This window comes from Polynucleobacter sp. MWH-Svant-W18 (genome assembly GCF_018687495.1).
Classification (GTDB): Bacteria; Pseudomonadota; Gammaproteobacteria; order Burkholderiales; family Burkholderiaceae; genus Polynucleobacter.
Window position 1 is genome coordinate 1,281,962 of record NZ_CP061293.1, and the last position, 25,608, is coordinate 1,307,569.

28 protein-coding genes are annotated in these 25,608 nt (G+C 46.2%); 8 read left to right on the forward strand and 20 right to left on the reverse strand.

What is annotated here, in order from left to right; genetic code table 11:
- Positions 1–9 precede the first annotated feature (9 nt).
- A complete protein-coding gene (locus C2757_RS06445; protein ID WP_215373643.1) occupies positions 10–1,263 on the reverse strand; it encodes an efflux RND transporter periplasmic adaptor subunit in 1,254 nt (417 codons plus the stop codon).
- Complete coding sequence (locus C2757_RS06450) at positions 1,260–2,909, reverse strand: efflux transporter outer membrane subunit (RefSeq protein ID WP_215373645.1); 1,650 nt, start codon at positions 2,907–2,909, stop codon at positions 1,260–1,262. Before C2757_RS06450 ends, C2757_RS06445 begins: the two co-directional genes overlap by 4 nt.
- Before the next feature lie 395 nt (positions 2,910–3,304).
- Here C2757_RS06450 and C2757_RS06455 point away from each other — a divergent pair, with 395 nt between their 5' ends.
- Complete coding sequence (locus tag C2757_RS06455; RefSeq protein ID WP_215373647.1) at positions 3,305–3,523, forward strand: hypothetical protein; 219 nt, start codon at positions 3,305–3,307, stop codon at positions 3,521–3,523.
- 9 nt (positions 3,524–3,532) lie between these two features.
- Here C2757_RS06455 and C2757_RS06460 read toward each other — a convergent pair whose 3' ends face one another.
- The 3 genes from C2757_RS06460 to C2757_RS06470 all read right to left on the reverse strand — a co-directional run bounded on the left by C2757_RS06460 (position 3,533) and on the right by C2757_RS06470 (position 5,483).
- Positions 3,533–3,910 (reverse strand): hypothetical protein, encoded by a 378-nt coding sequence (locus tag C2757_RS06460; protein WP_215373649.1) that lies wholly within the window; start codon positions 3,908–3,910, stop codon positions 3,533–3,535.
- A complete protein-coding gene (locus C2757_RS06465) occupies positions 3,911–4,138 on the reverse strand; it encodes a hypothetical protein (protein WP_215373650.1) in 228 nt (75 codons plus the stop codon).
- Between the two features lie 97 nt (positions 4,139–4,235).
- Positions 4,236–5,483 carry a dicarboxylate/amino acid:cation symporter gene (locus C2757_RS06470; RefSeq protein WP_215373652.1) on the reverse strand — a complete coding sequence of 416 codons (1,248 nt, stop codon included), beginning with the start codon at positions 5,481–5,483 and terminating at the stop codon, positions 4,236–4,238.
- 119 nt (positions 5,484–5,602) lie between these two features.
- On the opposite strand from C2757_RS06470, the gene C2757_RS06475 reads away from it, so the two are divergent.
- Positions 5,603–6,274 carry an alpha/beta hydrolase gene (locus C2757_RS06475; protein ID WP_215373654.1) on the forward strand — a complete coding sequence of 224 codons (672 nt, stop codon included), beginning with the start codon at positions 5,603–5,605 and terminating at the stop codon, positions 6,272–6,274.
- On the opposite strand, the gene C2757_RS06480 is transcribed toward C2757_RS06475, so the two are convergent.
- Entirely contained in the window at positions 6,267–7,052 is a 786-nt protein-coding gene (locus C2757_RS06480) for a sulfite exporter TauE/SafE family protein (protein WP_215373656.1), read from the reverse strand. The genes C2757_RS06475 and C2757_RS06480 overlap by 8 nt on opposite strands.
- Before the next feature lie 28 nt (positions 7,053–7,080).
- Positions 7,081–8,427 carry a metalloprotease PmbA gene (gene pmbA, locus C2757_RS06485; RefSeq protein WP_215373657.1) on the reverse strand — a complete coding sequence of 449 codons (1,347 nt, stop codon included), beginning with the start codon at positions 8,425–8,427 and terminating at the stop codon, positions 7,081–7,083.
- A 26-nt stretch (positions 8,428–8,453) separates the two neighbouring features.
- Here pmbA and mog point away from each other — a divergent pair, with 26 nt between their 5' ends.
- On the forward strand, positions 8,454–9,077 hold the full coding sequence (gene mog, locus C2757_RS06490) for a molybdopterin adenylyltransferase (RefSeq protein WP_215373659.1): 624 nt from the start codon (positions 8,454–8,456) through the stop codon (positions 9,075–9,077).
- Positions 9,078–9,090: 13 nt separating this feature from the next.
- Here the strand turns inward: mog and orn are convergent, their stop codons facing one another.
- Positions 9,091–9,678, reverse strand: a complete 588-nt coding sequence (gene orn / locus C2757_RS06495) for an oligoribonuclease (protein WP_215373661.1) — start codon at positions 9,676–9,678, stop codon at positions 9,091–9,093.
- Positions 9,679–9,693: 15 nt separating this feature from the next.
- Here orn and C2757_RS06500 point away from each other — a divergent pair, with 15 nt between their 5' ends.
- Both C2757_RS06500 and rsgA read left to right on the forward strand, forming a co-directional pair.
- Positions 9,694–10,944 carry a M48 family metallopeptidase gene (locus C2757_RS06500; RefSeq protein ID WP_215373662.1) on the forward strand — a complete coding sequence of 417 codons (1,251 nt, stop codon included), beginning with the start codon at positions 9,694–9,696 and terminating at the stop codon, positions 10,942–10,944.
- A gap of 13 nt (positions 10,945–10,957) precedes the next feature.
- Positions 10,958–11,971 carry a ribosome small subunit-dependent GTPase A gene (gene rsgA / locus C2757_RS06505; protein WP_215373664.1) on the forward strand — a complete coding sequence of 338 codons (1,014 nt, stop codon included), beginning with the start codon at positions 10,958–10,960 and terminating at the stop codon, positions 11,969–11,971.
- On the opposite strand, the gene C2757_RS06510 is transcribed toward rsgA, so the two are convergent.
- The 6 genes from C2757_RS06510 to rpsP all read right to left on the reverse strand — a co-directional run bounded on the left by C2757_RS06510 (position 11,916) and on the right by rpsP (position 15,879).
- Positions 11,916–12,875 carry a CobD/CbiB family protein gene (locus tag C2757_RS06510; RefSeq protein ID WP_215373666.1) on the reverse strand — a complete coding sequence of 320 codons (960 nt, stop codon included), beginning with the start codon at positions 12,873–12,875 and terminating at the stop codon, positions 11,916–11,918. The two genes, rsgA and C2757_RS06510, sit on opposite strands and share 56 nt — an antisense overlap.
- Positions 12,872–13,609 carry a CoA pyrophosphatase gene (locus C2757_RS06515; RefSeq protein ID WP_215373668.1) on the reverse strand — a complete coding sequence of 246 codons (738 nt, stop codon included), beginning with the start codon at positions 13,607–13,609 and terminating at the stop codon, positions 12,872–12,874. Before C2757_RS06515 ends, C2757_RS06510 begins: the two co-directional genes overlap by 4 nt.
- A gap of 65 nt (positions 13,610–13,674) precedes the next feature.
- Positions 13,675–14,070 (reverse strand): 50S ribosomal protein L19, encoded by a 396-nt coding sequence (gene rplS / locus C2757_RS06520; protein WP_215373670.1) that lies wholly within the window; start codon positions 14,068–14,070, stop codon positions 13,675–13,677.
- A gap of 116 nt (positions 14,071–14,186) precedes the next feature.
- The gene (gene trmD / locus C2757_RS06525; protein ID WP_215376995.1) at positions 14,187–14,939 is read right to left on the reverse strand and encodes a tRNA (guanosine(37)-N1)-methyltransferase TrmD; all 753 of its coding nucleotides are present in this window, start codon (positions 14,937–14,939) and stop codon (positions 14,187–14,189) included.
- 39 nt (positions 14,940–14,978) lie between these two features.
- Positions 14,979–15,542 (reverse strand): ribosome maturation factor RimM, encoded by a 564-nt coding sequence (gene rimM, locus C2757_RS06530; protein ID WP_215373671.1) that lies wholly within the window; start codon positions 15,540–15,542, stop codon positions 14,979–14,981.
- Positions 15,543–15,633: 91 nt separating this feature from the next.
- Positions 15,634–15,879 (reverse strand): 30S ribosomal protein S16, encoded by a 246-nt coding sequence (rpsP, locus tag C2757_RS06535; protein ID WP_128112547.1) that lies wholly within the window; start codon positions 15,877–15,879, stop codon positions 15,634–15,636.
- A gap of 314 nt (positions 15,880–16,193) precedes the next feature.
- Between rpsP and C2757_RS06540 the strand changes: the two genes are divergently transcribed.
- On the forward strand, positions 16,194–16,646 hold the full coding sequence (locus C2757_RS06540) for an META domain-containing protein (RefSeq protein ID WP_215373673.1): 453 nt from the start codon (positions 16,194–16,196) through the stop codon (positions 16,644–16,646).
- A gap of 19 nt (positions 16,647–16,665) precedes the next feature.
- Positions 16,666–17,112 (forward strand): hypothetical protein, encoded by a 447-nt coding sequence (locus tag C2757_RS06545; protein WP_215373675.1) that lies wholly within the window; start codon positions 16,666–16,668, stop codon positions 17,110–17,112.
- Positions 17,113–17,119: 7 nt separating this feature from the next.
- Here C2757_RS06545 and C2757_RS06550 read toward each other — a convergent pair whose 3' ends face one another.
- The 5 genes from C2757_RS06550 to C2757_RS06570 form a co-directional block, all read right to left on the reverse strand.
- Positions 17,120–18,907 (reverse strand): acyl-CoA dehydrogenase, encoded by a 1,788-nt coding sequence (locus C2757_RS06550; protein WP_215373676.1) that lies wholly within the window; start codon positions 18,905–18,907, stop codon positions 17,120–17,122.
- A 49-nt stretch (positions 18,908–18,956) separates the two neighbouring features.
- Positions 18,957–19,892, reverse strand: coding sequence for an electron transfer flavoprotein subunit alpha/FixB family protein (locus tag C2757_RS06555; protein WP_215373678.1), 936 nt, complete (start codon positions 19,890–19,892; stop codon positions 18,957–18,959).
- Complete coding sequence (locus C2757_RS06560) at positions 19,893–20,642, reverse strand: electron transfer flavoprotein subunit beta/FixA family protein (protein ID WP_215373680.1); 750 nt, start codon at positions 20,640–20,642, stop codon at positions 19,893–19,895.
- Between the two features lie 76 nt (positions 20,643–20,718).
- Positions 20,719–22,371 carry an acyl-CoA synthetase gene (locus C2757_RS06565; protein WP_215376998.1) on the reverse strand — a complete coding sequence of 551 codons (1,653 nt, stop codon included), beginning with the start codon at positions 22,369–22,371 and terminating at the stop codon, positions 20,719–20,721.
- Between the two features lie 42 nt (positions 22,372–22,413).
- A complete protein-coding gene (locus tag C2757_RS06570; RefSeq protein ID WP_215373682.1) occupies positions 22,414–23,334 on the reverse strand; it encodes a histone deacetylase family protein in 921 nt (306 codons plus the stop codon).
- 83 nt (positions 23,335–23,417) lie between these two features.
- On the opposite strand from C2757_RS06570, the gene C2757_RS06575 reads away from it, so the two are divergent.
- Entirely contained in the window at positions 23,418–24,671 is a 1,254-nt protein-coding gene (locus C2757_RS06575) for a lytic transglycosylase domain-containing protein (protein ID WP_215373683.1), read from the forward strand.
- On the opposite strand, the gene cysM is transcribed toward C2757_RS06575, so the two are convergent.
- Positions 24,668–25,579, reverse strand: coding sequence for a cysteine synthase CysM (cysM, locus tag C2757_RS06580; RefSeq protein WP_215373685.1), 912 nt, complete (start codon positions 25,577–25,579; stop codon positions 24,668–24,670). The genes C2757_RS06575 and cysM overlap by 4 nt on opposite strands.
- Between the last annotated feature and the right edge of the window lie 29 nt (positions 25,580–25,608).

Below are 25,608 nucleotides of genomic sequence, written 5' to 3' on the forward strand. Positions count from 1 at the left end.
TTTACTGAATCAACGGAGCGTAATTGGCTCAAGCGTCACTTGGCTTGGGTTTGCCAATTGATTGATGCTCAGATTGATAAAGCCATTAATGACTACTTGACTGCTAGCTGTTAAGCCTTTGCTTACCTCAACATATTTCGCAAAGTTCTGCCCAAGGACAATATCTTGACGCTGCGCTCTTTTTGCTGCATCCAAGACGTAGACATAATCACCTACTTGATCTGTCATGACTGCAGTTCTTGGTAACAATAATGCTTGTCTAGGTGGGCCATACTGGGCCATAACGCGCGCATATAGACCAGGAATAAGTTGATATTGCTCATTCTTAAAAATGCCACGCAATTGTAAAGAACCTGTTTCAGTAGAAATCAAGTTGGCCGCATAGTCTAAGACCCCTTCATGCGGATATCCAGTATCACCTTGAAGCCCAACAAATACAGGTAAGGTGTTGACCTCTGATTTACGCTCTGCGTTCTGATCCACACCCTTCTCAAACTTTAAGAAATCACGTTCATTGATCGAAAAATAGACATAAATTGGAGAGATCTGCTGAATAGTAGAGAGTTGCACTCCTTTAGAAGTTGTATCTAAATACGTACCGACATCCAATAAATGTTTACCCATCAACCCATCAAATGGCGCGCGGATTTCGGTATAGCCTAAATTAATTTTTGCGAGCGTTAAGTTAGCTTCCGATTGTTGGTACTGGGATAAGGCTTTATCCACCGCCGCTTGTGAGGTAGCGTTTTCTTTCAGCAAAGATCTCTGACGAGAGTACTCGCTCTTCGCTTCGGTATAAATCGCTTGTTTTAATTTGACCTCCTGAATATAGGTATCTTGCTCGATTACAAATAGCAGGTCTCCTTTTTTCACCATGGCACCGTCCGCAAAGCCAATCTTGGTAAGGTAACCCTTCACGCGTGCATCTAAGTTGACAGTAAGGTAAGGGTCTACGATGCCATCGAAGGTGGCATAGCTACGCACTTCTTGGGAGAGCGGCAATGCTGTTGTCACGGGAACTGGCGCTTGCTTGATCTCTTTTCCACAAGACTTCAGACAAATAATCACAATGAGTGCAAACAAAACCAAAATAGAGATACCTATCGTTCTTGGGGATAACTTTTTATTAACAACAGGAATATTGATCTGACTGAGTTTCTCTAAGAGCGCATTCCAACGCGACACCAGCGAAACTCGGAGTGGCTCAACTTGCTCCTGTAACTTGGTCAGCAAAAGTTTGGCTTTTAATAAAAGTTCTTTCATGGTGCTGCGCTTCCCTGAGTCGGTGTAGAAGGTTTATTGGGTACTACAGGCTTAGAAGGATCGGGAGTATCAACCACCAGTTTTCCTGCCTGAACATTTAGTGGATCACCAGTTTTTGTCAGCACATTACCCCAATCAGTACGGTCATTCATATTGGCAATCATGGTGTCTGGTAATTTTGGAGCAGTCATATCCGCTGTCCAGCCACCACCGAGTGCTTTAAACGCACCAACATAGCCAATGAGCTCGTTAGATTTTGTTTGCACTAAGGAGCTCTGAATATTTAACAATGATTGTTGAGCAGTAATCACCGTGGTGTAGTCATTCTGTCCGGCCTTGTAGCGCTCTAAGGCTAAATCTGCAGCACTCTTGGCGGCGATGACCCCGCGACCTAAATCCTCTTTAGAGCTTTTGGTAGTGGAAATGGTAATGAGGGAATCTTCAACTTCCTTTTGGGCCACCAGCACTTGATTTTGGTAAGCCAGCAGATTTTGCTGAAACACGGCATCCTGCACGCGCACTTGATCCACAATTGCGCCTCGATAGAACAAAGGCAAATAGAGTCCAGCAGTCACACCAGAGGAGTTATTACCCCAGCTAAATAAGTTTGGTGAAGTTAAGCCGCCGTAATTGGAAGTTGCATAACCAAATGTCCCGCCCAAGGTAAATGTTGGATAGAGCTGGGCTTTATTCACACCAATCAAAGCAGATTGAGCCGCCGCATTAAATTCTGCCTGAAGGACATCGGGACGACGCCGCAATAAATCGATTGGCATACCAACGCCTAACTCAGTAGGCGGCCTCAAAGAGCCTTTGGTTGCCCCATAGGTCTTTTCATAATAATCAGGAGGCTCACCCAATAAGATGCTCATCGCATGTTGAGACTTTTTGAGATTGGCAATTAAACCAGGGATCTGAGCTTTAGTCTGCTCATATTGTGCTTGCGCTTGACTAAGATCGAGCATAGAAGTCGCGCCATATTTAAAGCGCGCACTGGCAATGCGTAGGCTTTCCTTTTGCAACTCCAAATTGGTTTTAGAAACAGCAATCAATTCCTCATAGTTCCGAATATTGATATAGGTATTGGCAACGTCAGCCGTTAAGGAAACATCTGCAGAGTAATAAGCAGCTACGCCAGAAAAGTAAGCATTCAAAGAGCTTTCAATACCACGCCTTGCTTTTCCCCAAAAATCCAACTCCCAATTAAATTGCACCAATATATTTTTGGCTACTAGATTATTAGGATCGTTAATCGCTTCTTGGATTGCACTATTCCGATTATTGGAATACGTACCACTCAATGCTGCTGATGGTAAAAGCGCCGCATCACTCACACCAAGTTGAGCCTGCAATTGATAAATCCGTAATGCAGTTTGTTGCAGCGTTAAATTCTGTGCTGTGGCTTGCTTTAACAACTGATTCAGAGTTGGATCGTTAAAACTTTCCCACCACTGCACTGGATCCAGAATCTTGTTGGAATTCTCACCTAAAGACTCTGTGAACTCGGTTTGAGTTGGCGCACGGTATTGCTCGCCAGTCTTGACCGCAGGTCTTGAATAATCAGGTCCGACCATAAAACAAGCAGTTAGCCCAGTTGTAGCCGCTAGGGCTGCTAAATAGGCTATCGTTTTTTTAGGAAAAAGCATGCAAAAGTGGGTGATTTCAGATAAAGATCATTGAATATTAACCTTGAACACACTATTCAAGTTCAGCTGGGATTATCAACCACCCCTTGCTGGGGCTGCGTAGCCAGGATTATTAGGCTTTATGGCCTTGAGAGGCTTATATCTAGGTAGATATGCTGACTCACTCCAATATCCCAACACTCCGAGGATTTCCATCGCTCGATGCATTGAGATGACAGAAAAATGACTTGCACAACATCAGTGCTAGAAAAAGATATTTTCTAGAATGGAGTGGCCCAAAAGCCTTTAGCACAGCCATTCTTCCTCGAATTTGGCATACACAAAAATGGTGCATACGATTTTCAAAATTGTGCAGAATGCAAGGGAATGCCCCTTTGCACACCCTAAGATAGGGCATGCGTATCAAGATCACCAAAAGCCTTGTACTGAGCGCTCAGATACAAGAAACAGAAACGATTCCCGAGGCACTCTTTCCTGAAGGGGAGTATTTGGCCAATCTGACCCCAGAGGGAAAGATTGAGGTAATCAATATCAAGAAGATCAAAGCGCTCTTTTCTTTTTCCCAGTTCAGAGAAAAAGTCTCACAAGGTGACTTTGTTGTAGTTGAAGCTTAGTGATTCAAATTAGTGATCTAAATCTAAACTCTGGACTAAGCTAGCAAGCTTCACTAAGGCTTCGAAGGCTCCTGAAGAGCTGGACTCGACATCCAGATTCTCCCAATTAAATTCTAGGGAAAAGTGGGCGGACTCAATAATCAACTCATAACTAGAGGAAGCTTTATGACTCGGGTTAGCATCTAACTGCTCAGTAACTGGGACCGCAAGCACCTTGATGCCCTCTAGCAATAATTGAACCTCAGCATTAGATAGCTCTCGGGTATGCAAGACATCGTCAGTTCTTTTGATGGATATCTTTGAGACTTCATCAATGACTACTTCATATTGATTTAAGCCCAAATCAAACCAAACAGTTAACTCTAGGGCAATTGGGTAAGTATTCATTTAATCCACCTCGTCTGCATGGGTTTCATCGAAATGCGCTCTGTGCGGTTTTAGCTTTGCTTCCAGCTGAACCCATTTACCATGTTGCATTCTGTATTCACAATTTTCTGCATGGTTCTCTAAGAGGCCAAAAATAGTCGTTGTCGGAATCTTGCAATATTGGCAGCGATAAGCATGTTGATGCTCTTCAATTTTTTCTTGGGGGTAATCAATATAAAACGGCTTCATAAAGCTCTCCAAAGACTGGGCATCCAATGAAAGAATCTTACTCTGCATTAAGGACAACTCAGTCAAAATACTGCAACCTTGTTGCAATGCAATGAGGCTAGCTCTGCTTCCTCACTTCGCCTTCCAGCTCACCCTCCCATTTGGAAATGACCGCGGTTGCCATCCCATTTCCCAACACATTGGTAGCAGAGCGAGCCATATCCAAGAAATGATCCACGCCCAAAATCAATAAAACGCCAGCTTCAGGCAGATTAAATTGGGATAAGGTAGCTGCAATCACTACCAAGGAGGCGCGGGGAACGCCAGCGATACCTTTGGAGGTAACCATGAGAACTAAGAGCATTAGCAGTTGTTGACTCAACTCCATTTGCACACCATAAACCTGAGCGATAAATAAAGCTGCAAAAGTGCAATACATCATGGAGCCATCTAAATTAAAAGAATAGCCAATGGGCAAAACAAAAGAGGCGATTTTATTTTTACAACCGAAGCGCTCCAATTGCTCCAGTGTCATCGGATATGCCGCCTCAGAGCTGGCGGTAGTAAATGCAAGCAATGCTGGTTCCCGCAACATCGATACCAAATGTAAGGCGCGCCATTTGAGAACAACCGAACTAATCAAAATAATGACTATCCATAGCACAGCAATAGAAGCATAGAAGCTCAGCATGAACTTGCCATAGGTGAGGAGAATTGCCAAACCATTCTCTGCAATCACAGTTGAAACAGCTGAGAACACTGCGATTGGTGCCAACTTCATCACCGCACTGGTAATCTTGAGCATGATGTGGGAGAGCATATCCAGATTGCGAACGAATTCATTAGCTCGCTCACCCATACCAGCTGCGCCAACGCCAAAGAAGACGGCAAAGACTACAATCTGCAAAATCTCATTTTTAGCCATGGCATCAAAGATGCTGGTTGGAAAAATATGCCGCACAAAGTCTGGCAGATTTAAGCTGTTTTTATTTAACCCAGAACTAGCGGCAATTTCCGGAAGGGTGAGCTCAACGCCAACCCCAGGCTGGAATACATTCACCATCACCAAGCCTAGTAACAAAGAAACCAAGGACATAGAGATAAACCAAGCAAAGGTTTTTAATCCAATCCGCCCAATTGCTGAAGCATCTCCCATTTTGGCAATGCCAACAACCAAGGTTGAAAAAACCAAGGGAGCAATGATCATCTTGATGAGCCGTAAGAAGACATCGGTCAGTATCGAGATATAAGAGACGTAGCTGCTGGGAAATGTGCCGCCAGCACCAAGGGCATGAACTAAATATCCGGCTACTATTCCTAGTACCATGGCCCCCAGAATATAGTTGGTTAGCTTTTTAGAGTTCATGGCAGTTCCTAATCTAGATGGAAAAGAGTATTGGCAGATTTTACCCATGAGCCCCAAAACATCCCAGCCAAAGTAAACTGCTGGAGTCATAATGAACCATTAATTTTTGCGAGTCCACCATGGAATTACTGCCTTGTATTGAATTAGAGACATCTCCCCAGCCGAGCGCTGCTGTTATTTGGTTGCATGGCCTTGGGGCTGATGGCAATGACTTTGTTCCCATCGTCCCGGAATTGGATCTAGCGGGCTGCCCTGCCATTCGCTTTATTTTTCCGAGCGCACCAAGCATGCCTGTCACCGTCAATGGAGGCTATGTCATGCCTGCCTGGTATGACATTCTGGGGCGCAACTTAGTGGATCGAGAGGATGCAAGTGGTATTCAGGCGTCGGCATCCGCTATTGCGAAACTCATCGAACGCGAAGCAAGTCGTGGCATTGCTTATGAAAATATCGTTCTAGCAGGCTTTTCACAAGGATGTGCGATGGCCTTGCAGCTTGGTTTGCGCTTTCCCAAAAAGCTTGCAGGCATTATTGCCCTCTCTGGTTACTTGCCATTAGCAACTTCTCTGTCTCTAGAGAAACATAGCGCCAACCAAAACACCCCCATCTTTATGGCCCATGGTGAATATGATCCCGTTGTTGCACTCGAGCGCGCCCAAGCATCTTGTGCATTGCTTGAGAAATTGGGGTACTCCGTCAATTGGAATGAATATCCAATGGAGCACTCAGTCAATCCGACAGAGCTGATGGATATATCGCGCTTTTTACAAGAAGTACTGACAGCTAATTAAGCCCGTCTGCAATCAACTTGATACTGGCAATCAATAAGAAGAACTGCACCAGACGGTAATACCATTTGATAGATATTTTCTCGGCTAAATAAAAGCCGAGATAGACACCCACGGGTACGCAAGGCAACAGAATCGCTGAGGTAGCCAGTTGTTGAAAACTCAGTAAGTCTAAATAGGCATAGGGCGCTAATTTCCCAAAGTTTAGGAAAGTAAAAAATACTCCGAGCGTCGAGGTGTAAGCCATAGGGGCTAACTTTTCTCTCAGCATAAAAATCGTGACTGGGGGGCCGCCATTGTGTGCCACAAACGAGGTGAAGCCTGATAGCACCCCCATCAAGCGTCCCAACCAAGGATAAGGTTTGGCCTCTTTCAAATCAAAATGGGAGGTGACCAGCATCTGGATAAGAAATAACAAAATGAAGATACCAACAAACAGGGTTAAAGCCTTGGGTGTGATGATAGTAAACAAGATCATTCCGATCAGCAGACCAATAAATGCTGGTGGAAGAATCAACTTTAAAATTCGCCAATCGGCATTCTTAATGAAGCGCCGTAAGCCAACTAAATCAATGGCAATCAGTAGTGGCAATAAGATTGCCAAGGACTCATTCATGCTTGACTGGCTTGCCATTAAGGGTAAGGACAACACGCCCAGGCCAGCGCCAAATCCACTCTTTGAAATTCCTACAACAATCACACTGACAATTGCGCAAATAAAGAATACTAAGGAATGTGCCTGAAAAGATTGGGCAATTGGCGCTAATAAAGTTTCAAACATCCTCTGGGCCTATCTCTTCAGTCTTTTACTATTTGCCGCCAACTGTCATGGAGCCAATCAAGATAGAGCCCGTCTCTTTAGTGCCTCGGATAAGGGTATCGCTACCGATGAGTGCAATGTCAAGCAACATATCGCGTAAGTTACCCGCAATGGTGACTTCTTCGACAGGATATTGAATCTCACCATTCTCGACCCAATAGCCAAATGCACCGCGTGAGTAATCGCCCGTGACATAGTTCACGCCCTGACCCATTAATTCAGTGACGAGCAGACCAGTACCCATTTCCTTTAATAGTGCAGGGAGACCGCCTTTGGGTGTCTTCTTACTTTTAAGGGTGAGGTGATGTGAACCACCAGCATTGCCAGTAGTCTTCATACCCAACTTACGGGCTGAGTAAGTGGATAAAAAATATCCCTCTAAAATTCCTTTATCCACTACAGTACGCGCACTTGTTTTCACGCCCTCTTCATCAAATGGCGCACTCCCTGTCATTGACTTGAGATGTGGATCTTCAAAGAGGCTGATATGTTTAGGTAACACTTGTTTGCCTAAGCTATCTAATAAGAAACTGGATCGCCGATACAAGGCACCACCAGATACTGCCTGTACTAAGCCCCCCAAGAGGCCAGCGGCTAAAGGTGCCTCAAAGATCACGGGGCAACGACGGGTTGTCAGGGATCTCGCCTTTAATCGGGAGAGTGCACGCTGTGCGGCATATTTACCAATCGCGGCAGGATCTGCCAACTCTTCAGGTATACGAGAACTCGAATACCAATCATCCCTCTGCATATTGCTCTGTTTACCACCCTCACTTGCAATCGGCGCACAGGAAATATAGTGACGTGAGAATGGATATCCACCCATAAAGCCATGACTGGTCCCCATCATGAAATGTGCGTGATGAGCAGACACTGAGGCGCCATCGCTATTTTGAATTTGCTTGCTTACTGAGAATGCAGAGCCCTCTGCTATTCGGGCTATCTCTACTGCGTGTGCTGCGTCGATATTCCAAGGATGAAACAAATCTAGATCTAAGGGGTTTTTCTCCAGAAGCTCTCGTTCTGCAGGACCAGCACAATGATCTTCAGCAGTATGTTGGGCAATGTGATAAGCCGCATCGACGGTTGCCTTTAAAGAGGCTTTAGAAAAATCACTGGTGCTAGCGTTGCCGCGATGATGACCCAAAAATACCGTGACGCCCACTTGCTTATCCAAGCTTTGCTCAATAGTCTCCACTTCGCCCTTGCGTACCGTAACCGATAAGCCCTGCCCCTCTGATACTTCAGCCACTGCGTCAGAAGCCCCTCTTCTCTTGGCCTCTTTGAGCATGAAATCGACAATTTCTTGAAACTGGTTTGATGTGTAGGTAAACATGCCCTAATAATAGCTAGAATAGAAACATGAAGCAGAATGAAGCCCAAAACCCCATATCCTCAGACCAAATCACCATTGGCCTAATCTCAATCTCAGACCGAGCCAGCCAGGGCGTCTACCAAGACGAAGGTATCCCAGCCCTACGAACCTGGCTTACCAATGCTATTAGCAACTCCTGCACCTTTCACGAACGCTTGATTGCGGATGAGGCACCCTTAATCACCAAAACCATCGTTGAGCTAGTTGATGTTGTTAAATGCGACCTGGTACTGACTACTGGTGGCACTGGACCCTCACGCAGAGATGTCACCCCGGAAGCGACTCTGAGTGCTGGCACTCGTGAGATGCCTGGGTTTGGTGAGCAAATGCGGCAAATTAGCCTGAAATTTGTACCGACAGCCATTTTGTCTAGGCAAGTTGCTACCCTGAGGGAGATTCAAGATCATGCTGCATTGATCATCAATTTACCCGGACAACCCAAAGCCATTGCTGAGACTCTTGAGGGACTCAAGGATGAAAATGGTAAAGCAATCATTCCAGGCATCTTTGCGGCGGTACCCTACTGCATTGATTTAATTGGCGGACCTTATATCCAAACGAATGAATCCGTTGTGAAAGCGTTTCGACCCAAGAGTGCTTTAAGCAAGTAACAGTACTTTTGTTTTACTGCGGCAGCGGCACAATAAATTTATCGCGGTAGTACTTTAGCTCTTCTATCGATTCTTCGATGTCAGCTAAAGCAGTATGGGCCTGCTTTTTAGTAAAGCCTTTAACTAACTCTGGATGCCAACGCTTGCATAACTCTTTCAGAGTAGAAACATCCACATTACGATAATGAAAGTACGCCTCTAACTTAGGCATGTACTTCGCCATAAAGCGTCGATCTTGTCCAATCGTATTGCCGCACATTGGCGCAATTCCTGCCTTGATGTATTTCTTTAAAAACTCGATGCACTCCGCTTCAACCGTTGCCTCATTAAGGGTAGATGCCTTAACCTTGTCAATTAATCCAGAGCGTCCATGGGTACCTTTATTCCAAGCATCCATCGCGTCTAAAACAGCATCATCTTGGTGTACCACCCAGACTGGGGCGGTGGCAATGGTATTGAGATGGGCATCGGTCACAATGATGGCGATTTCCAGGATTCGCTCGGTTTCGGGATTTAAGCCCGACATCTCCATATCCACCCAAATCAGGTGCTCATTTGCTGGTGCAGCCTTGTTGGCTGTTGTGTTTGTTTGTTCGCTCATATCTATAATGATCTCATGACCTTCACAATTATTTTTCTCATTGCCTTTATTGCTAGTTTTGGCCTTCGCCACTGGCTTTCCCAACGTCAAATTCGCTATGTTGCCCAGCATCGCGATCAAGTTCCCGCAGAATTTGCTGCAAAAGTCACGCTTGCAGAGCATCAAAAGGCTGCTGACTACACGATTGCTAAATTACGCCTCGGTATTTTAGAAAATGGGGTCAACGCCATCATTTTAATTGCCTTCACTTTAGTCGGCGGTTTACAACTTCTCAATATGAAACTACTCCAATTATTGGGAGAAGGCATTCCTCAGCAAATCGCTCTCCTGGCCTCCATTGTCATCATCTCCGGCATCATTGATCTCCCCTTCTCTTGGTATAAACAATTTTCTTTAGAGGAACGTTTTGGCTTTAACCGTATGGGCAAAAAATTATTCTTTATCGATATGCTCAAAGGTTTGGTGCTGGGGGCCGCGATTGGGGTTCCATTACTCTGGATTATTCTAGCTTTGATGGCTCAAGCCGGGGATTTATGGTGGCTATGGGCCTGGGGCGTCCTCACTGTATTTAGTTTGCTCATGCAGTGGATCTTCCCTACGTTTATCGCTCCACTATTCAATAAATTTCAAGCCCTAGAAGAGGGTCCTCTGAAGTCACAAATTGAAGCGCTCTTAAAGCGCTGCGACTTTGCTAGTCAAGGTCTGTTTGTTATGGATGGAAGCAAGCGTAGTGCGCATGGCAATGCATTTTTTGCAGGCATGGGCAAAGCAAAACGCATTGTCTTTTTCGATACCTTGATTGAGAAACTCAACCCAGGTGAAGTCGAAGCGGTATTAGCGCATGAGCTTGGCCACTTTAAATGCAATCACATTCGCAAACGTCTCTTGATCTCATTTGCCTTGAGCTTTGGAATGTTTGCACTACTCGGCTGGATTAGTACTAAGTCCTGGTTCTACACCGACCTTGGCGTCATGCCTAACCTGAATGGCTATAACGGTGGTCTGGCCTTAGCCCTCTTTATGCTGGTATCACCGGTGTTTAGTTTTTTCTTCACGCCACTTGCTAGCTTAGCCTCCAGAAAACATGAGTATGAAGCCGACGGCTTTGCAGCGCAGAAATCCTCGGCAACAGATTTGATCTCTGCCTTAGTGAAGTTGTATCAGGACAATGCGTCCACACTGACGCCTGACCCCATCTACACTGCCTTCTATAGCTCTCACCCACCCGCTCCTTTGCGGATTGCTAACTTACAGCGTCTCAGTTAAATCTACACCTGCAATGGATACATTCCACGCGCTACTCACCGCCTCTTATGGCAGGCATTATTTAGCGCAGCGTTTGCTTAAAGATTCCAACGGCATTGAATCGCCCGATGGTCCCCTCATTCAGGTTAGCACCCCCAATAAACAACACGTTGGCGCCGTGGGTGATCGTTTGCTTTTAGAGATGACCTCAGCAGATCAAGCCCGCATTATTCAAATCGAGCCTCGTGAAAATATTCTCTATCGCTCAGATGCCTTTAAGAGCAAGATCATCGCTTCCAATGTCGATCAAATTTTGGTGGTCTTAGCAACGCAACCTGCCTTCTCTCCAGACCTCCTCGGAAGAGCGGTAGTAGCGGCTGAGGCCAATCAAATTGGTTTGCATATCCTCTTAAACAAAAGCGACCTTACAGAAAACTTAGAGCATGCTCGCAAGATTATTGCGCCCTATGCCCGTATGGGTTATCCAGTCAGCGAGGTATCTGCCAAATTTGATCCTGAATCGATAGAGACGCTTCGCCCCGCATTACAGGGCAAGGTCTCGGTCTTCGTAGGCCAGTCTGGCATGGGCAAATCTAGCCTACTCAACGCCTGGGTTCCCAACGCAGCTGCGTTAACTCAAGAATATTCAGTACGCTTAGATACTGGCAAGCACACCACTACTGCTTGTCGTTATTTTGAATTACCCGAAGCTTGGGGCAGAGATACATCCGGTAAGTTGGGTGCCTTAATTGACTCGCCAGGCTTTCAGGAATTTGGTTTAGCTCACATGTCCGTCAGTGAATTGCAGCACGCTTTTAGAGAATTCAAAGATCTGCTGGGGAAGTGTCGCTTTCATAATTGCGCACATCAATCGGAACCCGATTGCGCAGTACGTGATGCAGTCGATAGAAATGAAATAGCGCCAGAAAGACTGGCGCTATTTAGACAACTTCGCTCTGACTCAAAAACAGCAGATACCCAAATTCAGGGAATTAGCCAAGCCAAAGAGCGATGGTCAGCATTAGCAACAAAGCCATCCAAGCGATAACCAAGCGCCATACCAAACCCACAGCAGAGCGCATCGAACGCTCAGTAGGCTCAAGACCCACTTCGTAGATCAAAGGCTCGCCAGCCTCAGCCATACGCAATGCTTCATCACTATCAGGCTCAGATAAAGGTTCGCCTAAACGTACGCCTAAAGCACCACTACCAGCGGCCAAAATAACGGCAGATAAAGAATCGTCCCATTTTTGAGTGAGGTAACGCCAGCCATAAACAGCACCTTCAAAATTACCCACAATCGCAAAGCCCATCGCGGTGATACGCGCAGGAATCCAATCCAACACGTAGAAGAAATGACGAGCAGCTTCGCTCAAATTGAAGTCACCACGCTCAGACCATCGTTGTGCGGCAATATCCGACAAGCGATATAGCACTACACCAGCAGGACCCATTGGCATCATGAACCAAAATAAAACACCGAAAACATGGCGATGTGAACCAATAATGGCACGCTCAAGCGCTAGGGAAATCACATCGGTTTCAGAAAGATTGGAGGTATCGAACTCTGGGCCGTACCACTCACCTAAGGCTGCGCGTGCTGCAGGTAAATCATGGGCCTGAATTGCTTCATGCACCAAAGTGAATGAGTGGCTAAATTGGCGAAACCCAAAGAACAAATAAGCAATAGCAACGTTCCACAAGAAACCTAGGATTGGAAAGGTCACCATGCAACTAACGTAAATGACAAACACCAAGAAGGTTGGCAAAATAAATGCCACTAAGCAGGCAATACGTGCACCTACTGGACTGGCACCATCTTCACTCTTGCCACCAAACTCACCAGCGACCCAATCCAACCAGCGATTGCACATGCGCACAATCCAATGGTGAGAAGTGACTGGGCGATATTGCTCAGCAATGAGGGCGAAGAGAATAGAAAAGAAAGTCATACTTTTAATAAATGATAAAGGTTACGTAACATGCCTGCCGTGGCCCCCCAAATAAAGCGGTTCTCGTACGGCATTGAATAAAAGCGGCGACTACCTTGTTCGCTTTGCCACAAGCGAACTTGGTGATTCGCTGGATCTAGCAAAAAACTCAAGGGAACTTCAAAAACATCCGCCACTTCAAATTCATCCAAGACATATTCTGCCTGAGCTTCTACCAATGCTACTACTGGTGTGACGCTATAGCCAGAAACAGTTAAATATTCAGGCAAATGGCCAATAATCTCCACCCGGCTACGGTCTAGACCAATCTCTTCCTCGCTCTCACGTAAGGCAGTGTCATCTGGACTTCGATCTTCGGCATCCATTCGGCCACCTGGAAAGCTAATTTGGCCCGCATGATCTCGTAGGTGATCCGTTCTTTGGGTCAGCAATACAGACAAACCCCCTTCTCTCAGCAACAACGGAATAAGAACTGCTGCCTTAGTCACTTTGCCAGCAGCCTGCCGACGCGCAATGATATCGGCAGCAATCACATGACGGTTTTCATCGGTAATTTCTGGCTGCCAGCTGGGTTGGCGCGCAAAGAGTGCTCTTAATGCCTCCGGGTTTAAGCGCTCTGCAGGCACATTATCTTGATAGTCACAAACCTCATGAACCGGAATTGCTTGCGCGTCAAACCCTGGAGGCGCAGCTACATTGATTGCATCATCTTCGGGTTTGGCAGTCTTGGTCATAGGCTCATTCTAAGGCAACAAAAAAGGCGACCTAGGCCGCCTTTCTGCTTGCATCAAAACGACAATTACTCAGCAGCTGGAGCAGCTACTACTTTAGTGCGCGCTTGAAGCTTTTCTTTAATACGTGCTGACTTACCAGAACGGTCACGCAAGTAATACAACTTGGCACGACGGACATCACCGCGACGCTTGACTTCAACGCTAGCAATCAATGGTGAGTATGTTTGGAAAGTACGCTCAACGCCTTCACCAGAAGAAATCTTACGCACGATAAAGCTGGAATTGAGTCCGCGATTACGCTTAGCAATCACAACGCCTTCAAAGGCCTGGGTACGCTTACGAGTACCTTCAACAACATTCACACTAACAACTACTGTGTCGCCAGGAGCAAAGCTTGGCAATACTTTGTTAGCACTTAAGCGAGCAATTTCTTCTTGCTCAATTTTTTCGATCAAATTCATTTTTAATCCTTAAACATCTTATTAGCGTTTAATCCCGAGATAAAAATCTACGGACCTAATAGAGGATGCAGTTAATACCATTTCACTAAACCAAAAACCAAACTTTTCAATAGCACTCAATTGGATAGAGAGCGAAGAAATTGTTCATCTTCTCGGGTTAGCAACCCATTAGCTCTGGCAGATTCAATTAAATCTGGCCTTAGCCTGAACGTCAGCTTTAAAGACTGTTGCCGACGCCAATCCGCTATTTTAGCGTGATGTCCGCCTAAAAGCACGTCCGGCACTGATAAATTTTCATAAATTTCAGGGCGGGTGTAGTGCGGATAGTCCAAAAGACCGTTCATAAAGCTATCCTGGGCAGCGGATTCGCCATCCCCTAGCGCTCCTGGAATGAGTCTAATCACCGCATCCATCATCGCCATAGCGGGGATTTCGCCCCCAGAAAGGACAAAATCACCTATAGAGAGTTGAAAGTCGACATTTCGGTCTATAAACCGTTGGTCCAATGCCTCATATCGACCACAAATGAAGTTGATATTGCCGTAATCCAGGATAGTGGCAGCCATTTTTTGGGAAAAACTCTCCCCTTGGGGGGCTAAGAGGCAGATAGGCCCCGTTTTTATCCCTGCAGCCTGATGAGACGCCTTAATCCCTGCAACTGTGTCTTCGAGGGGTTTGGCCATCATCACCATTCCAGGGCCACCGCCATAAGCGCGATCATCGACTGTCTTGCGGGGGTCTGTACAAAAATCCCGAGGATTCCAAAGATGCACGCTGGCTAAAGATTGTTCGCATGCGCGACCAGTAATACCCCACTGTGTAAGAGCAGAGAACATATCTGGAAATAAGGTCACAACATCAAAGCGCATATCTGAATTCAGACTCATTCATTACTGTGGGTTTTGCAATCACCAATCACTCTGCCAATCGAGGGTGATTTTCTTATTCGGTAAGTCTACGTTTTGCACTACTTCTTTTACAAATGGTACTAATTGTTTTATCGCTTTAGTTTGCGCATCACCGATTGCAATGACACCGTGTGCACCATTCTCAGTAATATCTATCACTTCACCTAAAGCTTCGCCTTGAAGATTAACAGCGTGACATCCAATCAAGTCAACCCAATAATAGGAGTCGCCATCCGGCTTAGGGAAGGTTTCTCGTGTTACCAAGATTCTGGCACCCTTTAATGCAAGTGCTTGATCTCGATCGCCAACACCTTCAAGCGCCATCACGACATTACCGCTGTGCATCTTCGCGCTCTTTACTGTGTATTGCGTTAGTGAGGCTTGCTCTATAGACGCAGAGACACCCGCCTCCCGGCGTGGGATGAGAGATAGCCAAACTGCTTTAGAAGAGAGAAGTGCTACAGGGTCGGAAGAGTGAGGCCTAACCTTCACCTGCCCTTGCAGCCCTTGGGCCTCAGAAATGGCGCCAAGTTCAATCAAATCATTTAGGGAAGGTGTACTCATTTGCAAGACACCTTATTTTCCCGAGATAGAACTACTGAAAATCCTGCCACTAAAAACTCCACCATGAGAGTGAAGTCTCTAGCGAAATTATTTAAACAGCAGGATTGTTTTTGATCAAACGAACAACAGTTGGAGATACTTGCGCACCAACACCAGTCCAGTAAGTCAAACGATCTTGAGCGATGCGCATTGCTTGCTCAGATGCAGCTGCTTGAGGATTGAAGTAACCAATGCGCTCGATAAAGTTCGAGTCACGACGGTTGCGCTTATCAGTAGCAACAATGCTGTAAAAAGGGCGCTTCTTAGAACCGCCGCGTGCCAGTCGAATGACGACCATACTTATTCCTTAAAAAATCTAAAATGAAAAGGTTGCTTCCAACCCAATGAAATTTCTACAAAAAATTCTTGGTTCCAGCCCACCAATAAAACATACGGCAAAGCGGAAAACCTCATATTCTAGACGAAAACCCCTACTTTTTCCACCTGTTTGAAGGCCTAAGTCAGTAGAATAGCGGAATACAGTACATAAAAAATATATACAAAACAATAACTTAGAGAAATATGTCCATCAGAATAAGCGCCGATTTTTCCATCCAGGCACCCCCAAAAGACTGCATCCGGAATCTATTTGTGGTGTTTTTGTCTCTAAGCATGGCTTTTTTGACTGGCTGTGCAAACGTCATCCCACCTTGCAACGCTAAAACCAGTCCGCCCAGTAGCGAATTACGCAACACCAAATGGGAGCTTACGCGCTGGAATTTGCCCCCCAATAGCAATGGTGAAGTACGCACCCGCCAAATTCCGCTAGGTGAAGCTAGCAATCCGATTCAGATTACTTTTGATGCTAATGGTCAACGCATCAGTGGTTCTACTGGCTGCAATCGATTTACAGCGCTGCTAGATGAGGATGGTCGCGGCTTTACCTTCAGCAAAATCACCAGTACCAAAATGGCATGCAGCCCACAGCGGAATGAATTGGAGAATGACTTTCTCTACGAGCTCAATGACTACCGCAGCATTATTCGAAACGGCGATCAATTACTGATGATTGGCAGTGACCGTGAAGTCCTTAGTTTTACTCAGCGTCCCAATACAAATCAATAAATCCATTAGAAAAATATAGATGAAAAACTCCAAACTGATTTTTTGTGCTCTCGGCTTATTTTTTCCTGGCAGCGGTCTGAACTGTTTTTACCTGCAAGGCTGGAAATCCTTTTGGGCTTGGGCGCAATTATTTGCATTGATTGGCGGCATAGCTGGCTGGGTCATTCTGAAAGATACCCACTTTCATTCAGCAGCAGGCTGGATCCTCATTACCTTTGGTTTTATTGCGATTGAAGCAAGTTGGTTAACCACGATCGCCTTTGGCCTACGCCTTGATGAAAAGTGGGATGCGCAATTTAATCCTGGCATTGAAGAGCAGCATCGCACCCGCTCGGGTTGGCCGGTGATTCTTACTGTTATTTTTGCACTCGTTTTGGGTGCTGGTGTAATGATGACTTTTCTAGCAATTGCTTTCGAGCAATTCTTTATTTCACAACTCTACGAAGCCAGAAAGCTATCGCAATAATAGCTACCTAGAATTGCTCAACTTCTAAAGCATTTGTAGAGTGGCCACTCTCTACGATTGATGTTGCTAGTGCCTGAGCTTGTGGCAATAAATTTTCAGCGAAGAATCGTGCAGTAGCAATCTTGGCCCCATAAAAAGCAGGGTCGCTATCACGTAAACGCTCTGCGGCTAAAAGCGCTCGTGCCATTTGCCAGCCACCGAGCACCAAGCCTGAGAGACGCAAGTAAGCAAAGCTGCCAGCGTAAACTGCCTTGGCCTCGCTCTTAGCATTTGCCACTATGTAAGCTACTGCCTCCTCGAATGCGGCGCGGCCAATAGACAACTGCTTGAGCACCGCTTTCGCATCAACAGAGCCGCTGACTGCTAGCGCTTTTTCGGTTTCAGCAATTTTTTGTGAGAGTGCTTTTGCGGTAGCTCCGCCATCACGCACTGTCTTTCTACCAACCAAATCGTTCGCCTGAATAGCAGTGGTGCCCTCATAAATCGTCAGAATGCGCGCATCTCGATAATGTTGAGCTGCGCCTGTTTCTTCAATGAAACCCATGCCGCCATGCACTTGCACACCGAGGCTTGCAACTTCAATCGACATCTCGGTTGAGAAGCCTTTCACAATTGGCACTAGGAACTCATAAATTGCTTGGTTAGATTTGCGTACAGTCTCATCTGGTGCCGCATGTTGCGCATCATAAGCAGCGGCAGCGTAATATGCCAATGCGCGAGAAGCTTCTGTGTAAGCGCGCATGGTCATCAGCATGCGCTTGACATCAGGCTGATGAATAATCGCTACCGGACCTGCAGAGCCGGACAAATCACGGCTTTGGATGCGATCTTTAGCATATTGCACTGCCTTTTGATAAGCACGCTCCGCCACTGCAATGCCTTGCATACCGACTGCAAAGCGAGCTGCATTCATCATGACAAACATATATTCCAAGCCGCGGTTCTCTTCGCCAACCAGATAGCCAATAGCACCGCCATGATCACCGAATTGCAAGACAGCAGTTGGGCTCGCCTTAATTCCTAATTTATGTTCAATCGAGACACAGTGAACATCATTCCGCTCACCTAAGCTGCCATCTGCGTTGACCAAAAACTTTGGCACCACAAATAAAGAAATTCCTTTAACACCCTCTGGCGCATCAGGAGTTCTCGCTAATACTAAATGGACAATGTTCTTGGCCATATCGTGCTCGCCATAGGTAATAAAGATCTTCGTTCCAAAAATCTTGTAAGTACCATTGCCCTCCGGTACAGCACGTGCTCGCACCATTGATAAGTCAGAGCCCGCCTGTGGCTCAGTGAGACACATTGAGCCAGTCCACTCGCCTGAAATCATATTCGGGACATATTGCCCCTGAATTTCTGGGCTAGCTGCAGTGAGCAAGGCTTCAATTGCACCGTCTGTCAGCATAGGACACAAAGCAAAAGACAAGCTCGCTGAGTGAACCATCTCAAAACAAGCGGTAGCAATGAGTTTTGGCAAGCCCTGACCACCAAACTCCGCAGGATGAACTACGCCCTGCCAACCAGCAGCGGCAAATTGCTCAAAGGCTTCTTTAAATCCAGGGGTTGTTGTAACAACGCCATCTTTCCAGGAGCTGGGGTTTTGATCGCCTGGCCAATTGAGTGGCGCAACGACGTCTTGATTAAATTTGGCTGACTCTTCCAAAATCGCCGGAGCTAAATCCACATCCGCCCCAGCTTCAGCATAAGACGGATAGGCAACCACATCTGCTAGCCCAGCTAATTCATTCATTACAAACAGCATGTCTTTTACTGGGGCTACGTATGGCATTACAACTCCTCTTTATTTAAATCACATCTTGCAGCATGACTAGCTACTCTTAGCCAAGCGCTTTTATAAGCTCTGGTACTGCAGTATTGAGGTCTGCAACCAAACCATAATCCGCCACACTAAAGATCGGGGCCTCAGGATCCTTATTGATTGCAACGATCACCTTGGAATCCTTCATACCTGCTAAGTGCTGAATCGCACCTGAGATGCCAACTGCGATATACAGTTGTGGAGCAACAATTTTCCCAGTCTGACCTACTTGATAATCATTCGGCACGTAACCCGCATCTACTGCAGCACGCGACGCACCCAAGGCGGCGCCCAGTTTGTCAGCTAAGGGTGCAATCAGTTCTTGGTATTTCTCACCAGAACCTAGACCGCGACCACCTGAAACAATAATCTTGGCGGCTGTCAATTCGGGACGATCAGACTTCGTGAGCTCGCGTCCAACAAAGGAAGAGCTGGTATTGCTTGCAGTAGCTTCTTGCTTTTCAATACTTGCAGAGCCTCCAGAAGCGGCCACAGGGTCAAAACCGGTTGTACGAACAGTAATGACCTTCACTGGATCGCTTGACTGCACAGTTGCAATTGCATTACCAGCGTAAATAGGACGCTCGAAGGTATCGGCAGATACCACCTTCGTAATATCGGACAACTGAGCAACATCTAGCTTGGCAGCAACGCGTGGCATCACATTTTTACCATTAGCTGTTGCTGGAGCAAGCAGATGGGTGTAGTGCTTGGCAATGGAAAGAATCTGGGCAGCCAAGGGTTCAGCCAATTGATCCGCTAGATGCGCAGCATCAACTTGAATAACCTTGCGTACACCCGAAATTTGCGCAGCCGCAGTCGCAGCAGCGTCAGCACTGTTACCAGCAACTAAAACATCTACTTCTGGAGAACACTGCAGGGCAGCTGCTACAGCATTTAAGGTTGCCGCTTTTAGAGATTGATTATCGTGTTCAGCAATAACGAGAGCAGCCATTTAAATCACCTTCGCTTCATTTTTCAGTTTTTCTACCAAGGCTGCAACATCAGCAACCATTACCCCTGCGCTACGCTTCGGCGGCTCTTCCACCTTCATGGTTTTGAGTCGCGGTGCAATATCCACACCGAGATCTTCGGGCTTCACAATATCAATCGCCTTTTTCTTGGCCTTCATAATGTTGGGCAAAGTGACATAACGTGGCTCATTGAGGCGCAAGTCCGTTGTAATCACTGCGGGTAAATTCAAGGCGATTGTTTCTAGACCACCATCGACTTCGCGTGTCACAGTAGCCTTACCATCAGCAATCACCACTTTAGAAGCAAAGGTTGCCTGTGGAATATCCATCAGGCTAGCCAACATCTGACCGGTTTGATTGCTATCGTCATCAATAGCTTGTTTACCCAAAATGATGACTTGGGCTTGTTCTTTTTCAGAGAGGGCTTTGAGAATCTTGGCAACCGCTAACGGTTGTAGTTCGGCATCGGTCTCTACCAGGATCGCACGATCAGCACCAATCGCAAGTGCAGTGCGTAAGGTTTCTTGGCACTGGGTTACGCCTGCAGTTACTACAACTATTTCAGAGGCAACACCAGCCTCTTTTAAGCGAACTGCTTCTTCAACTGCTATCTCATCAAAAGGATTCATACTCATTTTGACGTTGGCTAGATCCACGCCTGAACCATCAGACTTGACTCGAATTTTGACGTTGTAATCAACGACTCGTTTTATTGCAACTAAGATCTTCATTTGGAATTCTCAATAATGACAAAAATTTGTAAAGCATTGTTTAACTACTTATTTTATCCGTCCCAGTGGGCCAGAACTACACATCAATAGCAGTGGCTGATCCCGCTTGCTTACGTAGTTCAAATTTCTGGATCTTGCCCGTAGAAGTCTTCGGTAAATCACCAAAAACAATCGTCTTTGGCACCTTGAATCCAGCCAAGTGTTGCTTACAGTGCGCAATGATATCGGCAGGGCTTACCTCGACACCCGGCTTAATTTCCAAAAATGCACAGGGGGTCTCCCCCCACTTCGGATCAGGCTTAGCAACTACTGCTGCGGCAATCACTGCTGGGTGACGGTAAAGCACATCTTCCACCTCAATCGAAGAGATATTTTCTCCTCCGGAGATGATGATGTCTTTACTGCGGTCTTTAATTTTCACGTAACCATCAGGGCTCATGACTGCCAAATCACCCGAATGAAACCAGCCACCCTCAAATGCTTCTTGAGTTGCCTTTTCATTCTTGAGGTAACCCTTCATCGCGATATTGCCCTTGAACATAATCTCACCCATGGTTTCACCATCAGCAGGAACTGGCTGCATGGTTTCTGGGTCAAGCACTGTGATTGCCTGTTGCAAGTGATAGCGCACACCTTGTCGCGCATTCAAACGCGCACGCTCACCAATATCCAAATCATTCCACTCGTCTTGTTTGACACAAACCGCTGCGGGACCATAGACCTCTGTTAAGCCGTAAACGTGGGTTAAATCAAAACCGAGTTTTTCCATTCCTTCGATGATAGAAGCTGGAGGGGCAGCCCCTGCAATTAATCCTTTTACGCCTGAAGGTACCCCCAGCTTCATTTCATCTGGAGCATTGACTAAAAGATTATGGACAATTGGCGCAGCACAGTAATGCGTTACACCATGCTCTTTAATTGCCGCAAAGATATGCTGCGCATCTACGCGACGCAGGCACACATTCACTCCTGCACGGGCTGCAACAGTCCAAGGAAAACACCAGCCATTGCAATGAAACATAGGCAGTGTCCATAAATACACTGGATGCTTATTAATATCCCAATCCAGTATGTTCGAGACTGCATTCATTGCGGCACCACGATGGTGATAGACGACGCCCTTAGGATTTCCGGTAGTGCCAGAGGTGTAGTTCAAACAAATTGCTTGCCATTCGTCTGCGGGTACCTGCCAAGCAAAATTGGGGTCCCCTGCGGAGAGTAATTGCTCATAAGTCAACTTGCCCAACTTCTCGCCAGGCACCTCATACTCTTTTTCTTCAACGTCGATTACCAAAATTTCGCGGCCAGTTTCTTTTTTGGCCATCTCAAGCGCTTTTTTCATCACCCCTGAAAACTCAGGATCAATGATGACTACTTTTGCTTCACCATGATTGAGCATGAAAGCAATAGACTCTGGGTCTAGGCGAGTGTTTAAGGCATTCAGTACCGCGCCTGCCATGGGGATGCCGAAATGCGCCTCTACCATTGGGGGAGTGTTCGGCAGCATCACCGCCACGGTATCACCTAGCCCAATGCCATGCTTTTGTAGGGCGCTTGCAAGACGACGGCAGCGTTCATACGTTTGCTGCCAAGTTTGACGTAATTTTCCATGAATGATGGCAGTCTTATTTGGATATATCTCTGCGGAGCGCTCTAAAAATAATAGCGGTGTAATGGGCGTGAAGTTCGCTGAATTGCGATCTAACCCTTGTTCATAAATATTTGCCATCATGTACTTTCAATAACGATTTCTTAACTACACGACTGTGACTTAGAGATCAGCCAAAGCCTTTACGTGAGCAACTACACTACGACCTAAAGCGGAAAGGTTGTATCCACCTTCTAAGCAACTCACAATCCGATTCTGAGAATAAGTCTTAGCAATCTCTTTTAGTTGCTTGGTAATCCAGGCATAGTCTGCCTCCACCAAGCCCATTTGACCTAAGTCATCCTCGCGATGGGCATCAAACCCAGCAGAAATAATGATCAGCTCAGGCTCAAAGTTACGAAGTGCAGGTAGCCAACGTTCCTCAACGATTGAGCGCACCACATCGCCCCGTGTAGCAGCTGGTAGAGGTACATTCACCATATTGTCAGAAGGATCTAAACCACTGTATGGGTAGAAAGGATGTTGAAAGAAGCTGCACATCATTACGTTAGGGTCATTAAAAAAAGCTGCTTCTGTGCCATTCCCGTGGTGCACATCAAAATCAATAATAGCTACCCGTTGAATGCCGTAAGTTTCTTGTGCATAACGCGCTGCAATAGCTACGTTATCAAATAAACAAAATCCCATTGAGCGTGTTGGCTCTGCATGATGACCGGGTGGCCTTACAGCACAAAATACATTTTCTACTTCACCCTTCATGACTGCATCCACTCCTGCAATTGCTGCGCCGGCTGCCCGCAATGCTGCTCGGTATGTATGGGGATTCATGATGGTGTCTCCATCGAGCATGAAGTAGCCACTTTCTGGAGAGCGTTCTTTTACAAAATTGACGTGGTCTGGGCTATGAACCAACTCAAGCTGAGCTTCGGTTGCCAATGGCGCATCTAGGTGATGAATAAACCCATCTATGCCACTCCGAATGAGCTGATCGTTAATCGCCTGAATCCGTTCTGGACACTCTGGATGATGGCTACCCATCTCATGTTTCAGAAAGTCTGGATGAGTTATGTATCCTGTTGTCATTGCTCAAAATCCTTAATAGCAAAACCATCGTTCTTATAATCTAATACAACGTGCTTAATTCTCATCAATCTCAAACTCATCGCATGAATCTTCGTGCCGCCTATTTTCTTGTAGCCCTGCTTCTAGCAGCCTGCTCCAGCGCTCCAACACAGCAAAATAAGACTGAACAAGCCATCGTAAACCAAGCTGATGATCCAGCCACTGAGGCGCGCTTTAGCCAAAATTTGAATGAACTACTAACCCAAGTCTCACAATCTCAAGAAATCCCCTTGCAGAGCCTAGAATTGGGCTTCTCAGATGCTAAAACGATTCCCTCGATCCGCAAATTGGTATTACCCCCATCGGGGACCTTTAAGAAAAATTGGCTTGCGTATCGCAAACGCTTTATTGAACCGGTTCGTCTAAAGGCTGGAAAGGTATTTTGGGAGGAAAACCAGGCCTTTTTGAGCCAAGTGGAGCAAGAATCCGGCGTTCCCGCCGAGATCATTGTTGCCATCATTGGCATTGAGACCATCTATGGACGACAAACCGGCAATTTTCGGGTCAAAGATGTCTTATCCACCCTCGCCTTCAGCTACCCTGATACCCCGAATAAGTTGGCTCGGGAGCAGCTCTTTAAAGATCAGCTAAAAGAACTCATCTTGTTGTGCTGGACTGAATCTGGCGGAAAAACCCCAGCCAAAAACAGCGCTCAAGGCGTGAATAATGCTCGCTTTAGTGCTTGCCTTAACCAAAATAGCTCTTACGCTGGCGCTATTGGTCTGCCGCAATTTATGCCCAGCAGCATTCGGAGCTTTGCGGTAGATGGCGATGGCGATGGGAGAATTGATTTAAAGCAAAGCCCTAAAGATGCTATTGCTAGCGTTGGAAACTTTATGAAGATGCATGGTTGGCAAGCGGGTATGCCAATTTCTTTTCCAGTACAAGCTGGAGCTATCTCTGCAGCCAAAGAATTAGCCGACGGTGAGCCTCAACTCAAATACACCGTTCAGGAACTCATCGACAAAGGCATTTTGACAAAACAGCAGGGAGATTTGCAAAGCGGCGGCGTTGAGCCCACTAGTAAAGCATTTATTATTGACTTACCCTATCCTGATAAAGATGGTATTGATCAAGTGCAATATTTTGTTGGACTCAATAACTTCTTAACGATCGTGCAATACAACCGCAGCTATTTTTATGCTCAAAGTGTCGCTGAGTTTGCCGAAGCTCTGGGATATAAAAATAAAAGCGTAGTGCCGGTTGAAAATACCAACAAAGCGCCTACCGGCAAGAGTAGTGCTGAAAAAAGTAAATCGAAGAAATCAGGCTCAAAGAAAAAGCCTAAAGTAAATTAGGCGGGAAATACGCCGGTCGACAGATAGCGGTCGCCACGATCGCAAACAATAAAGACAATCGTTGCATTCTCAACCTGACGAGCAATACGCAAAGCGACAACTAAAGCCCCACCAGCAGAGATGCCACAAAAGATGCCCTCTTCTGCCGCAAGGCGGCGCGCCATCTCTTCAGCGTCTGCTTGAGTGACAAACTCAATACGATCAACTCTGTCGCCCTGGTAAATCTTTGGCAAATACTCTGGGGCCCATTTACGAATTCCTGGAATTTGCGAACCTTCTTCAGGTTGGGCTCCAATAATCTGAATATTGGGGTTCATCGACTTGAGGTAAGTGGAGACACCTGTGATGGTTCCAGTCGTTCCCATTGCAGAGATAAAGTGTGTAATCTGACCATCCGTATCGCGCCAAATTTCAGGACCAGTTGTTTCAATATGAGCCCTTGGATTATCGGGATTGGCAAATTGATCTAACAATCTACCGCGGCCTTCTCTCTGGAGTTGGAGTGCATAGTCTCGCGCAAACTCCATGCCACCAGATGCGGCAGTCAAAATGAGTTCAGCTCCGTAAGCGGCCATACTTTGACGACGTTCAATACTTTGATTTTCTGGCATAACCAATACCATCTTGTAACCCAACATCGCAGCAGTCATAGCTAGGGCAATACCAGTATTACCGCTCGTTGCTTCGATCAGGGTATCGCCAGGCTTAATCTCACCACGCTCTTGCGCGCGCAAAATCATCGACAGCGCAGGTCGGTCTTTCACCGACCCGGCTGGATTATTTCCTTCTAACTTACCTAGAATGACATTATTACGATTGTCATTTTCCAAACCTGGAATGCGCTGTAAACGCACTAAAGGCGTATTGCCTACTGTTTGTGAAATCGTCAGGTAAGTTGGTTTGCTCATCAGGCCATTTTAGCCATAAGCGTACCTAG

Excerpts from the sequence above, each read along its gene's own strand:
- C2757_RS06565 (WP_215376998.1), bottom strand. The coding sequence starts at position 22,371 with ATGGCAAATATTTATGAACAAGGGTTAGATCGCAATTCAGCGAACTTC.
- rimM (WP_215373671.1), bottom strand. The coding sequence starts at position 15,542 with ATGAGTACACCTTCCCTAAATGATTTGATTGAACTTGGCGCCATTTCT.
- orn (WP_215373661.1), bottom strand. The coding sequence starts at position 9,678 with ATGAGCGAACAAACAAACACAACAGCCAACAAGGCTGCACCAGCAAAT.
- rsgA (WP_215373664.1), top strand. The coding sequence starts at position 10,958 with ATGGATACATTCCACGCGCTACTCACCGCCTCTTATGGCAGGCATTAT.
- rplS (WP_215373670.1), bottom strand. The coding sequence starts at position 14,070 with ATGAATTTGATCGAAAAAATTGAGCAAGAAGAAATTGCTCGCTTAAGT.
- C2757_RS06455 (WP_215373647.1), top strand. The coding sequence starts at position 3,305 with ATGCGTATCAAGATCACCAAAAGCCTTGTACTGAGCGCTCAGATACAA.
- C2757_RS06555 (WP_215373678.1), bottom strand. The coding sequence starts at position 19,892 with ATGGCTGCTCTCGTTATTGCTGAACACGATAATCAATCTCTAAAAGCG.
- C2757_RS06465 (WP_215373650.1), bottom strand. The coding sequence starts at position 4,138 with ATGAAGCCGTTTTATATTGATTACCCCCAAGAAAAAATTGAAGAGCAT.
- pmbA (WP_215373657.1), bottom strand. The coding sequence starts at position 8,427 with ATGTTTACCTACACATCAAACCAGTTTCAAGAAATTGTCGATTTCATG.
- C2757_RS06560 (WP_215373680.1), bottom strand. The coding sequence starts at position 20,642 with ATGAAGATCTTAGTTGCAATAAAACGAGTCGTTGATTACAACGTCAAA.
- mog (WP_215373659.1), top strand. The coding sequence starts at position 8,454 with ATGAAGCAGAATGAAGCCCAAAACCCCATATCCTCAGACCAAATCACC.
- C2757_RS06545 (WP_215373675.1), top strand. The coding sequence starts at position 16,666 with ATGAAAAACTCCAAACTGATTTTTTGTGCTCTCGGCTTATTTTTTCCT.
- rpsP (WP_128112547.1), bottom strand. The coding sequence starts at position 15,879 with ATGGTCGTCATTCGACTGGCACGCGGCGGTTCTAAGAAGCGCCCTTTT.
- C2757_RS06510 (WP_215373666.1), bottom strand. The coding sequence starts at position 12,875 with ATGACTTTCTTTTCTATTCTCTTCGCCCTCATTGCTGAGCAATATCGC.
- C2757_RS06470 (WP_215373652.1), bottom strand. The coding sequence starts at position 5,483 with ATGAACTCTAAAAAGCTAACCAACTATATTCTGGGGGCCATGGTACTA.
- C2757_RS06500 (WP_215373662.1), top strand. The coding sequence starts at position 9,694 with ATGACCTTCACAATTATTTTTCTCATTGCCTTTATTGCTAGTTTTGGC.
- C2757_RS06480 (WP_215373656.1), bottom strand. The coding sequence starts at position 7,052 with ATGTTTGAAACTTTATTAGCGCCAATTGCCCAATCTTTTCAGGCACAT.
- C2757_RS06445 (WP_215373643.1), bottom strand. The coding sequence starts at position 1,263 with ATGAAAGAACTTTTATTAAAAGCCAAACTTTTGCTGACCAAGTTACAG.
- C2757_RS06475 (WP_215373654.1), top strand. The coding sequence starts at position 5,603 with ATGGAATTACTGCCTTGTATTGAATTAGAGACATCTCCCCAGCCGAGC.
- C2757_RS06540 (WP_215373673.1), top strand. The coding sequence starts at position 16,194 with ATGGCTTTTTTGACTGGCTGTGCAAACGTCATCCCACCTTGCAACGCT.
- trmD (WP_215376995.1), bottom strand. The coding sequence starts at position 14,939 with ATGCGCTTTGATGTTGTGACCTTATTTCCAGATATGTTCTCTGCTCTT.
- C2757_RS06575 (WP_215373683.1), top strand. The coding sequence starts at position 23,418 with ATGAATCTTCGTGCCGCCTATTTTCTTGTAGCCCTGCTTCTAGCAGCC.
- C2757_RS06460 (WP_215373649.1), bottom strand. The coding sequence starts at position 3,910 with ATGAATACTTACCCAATTGCCCTAGAGTTAACTGTTTGGTTTGATTTG.
- C2757_RS06550 (WP_215373676.1), bottom strand. The coding sequence starts at position 18,907 with ATGCCATACGTAGCCCCAGTAAAAGACATGCTGTTTGTAATGAATGAA.
- C2757_RS06570 (WP_215373682.1), bottom strand. The coding sequence starts at position 23,334 with ATGACAACAGGATACATAACTCATCCAGACTTTCTGAAACATGAGATG.
- C2757_RS06515 (WP_215373668.1), bottom strand. The coding sequence starts at position 13,609 with ATGACCAAGACTGCCAAACCCGAAGATGATGCAATCAATGTAGCTGCG.
- C2757_RS06450 (WP_215373645.1), bottom strand. The coding sequence starts at position 2,909 with ATGCTTTTTCCTAAAAAAACGATAGCCTATTTAGCAGCCCTAGCGGCT.
- cysM (WP_215373685.1), bottom strand. The coding sequence starts at position 25,579 with ATGAGCAAACCAACTTACCTGACGATTTCACAAACAGTAGGCAATACG.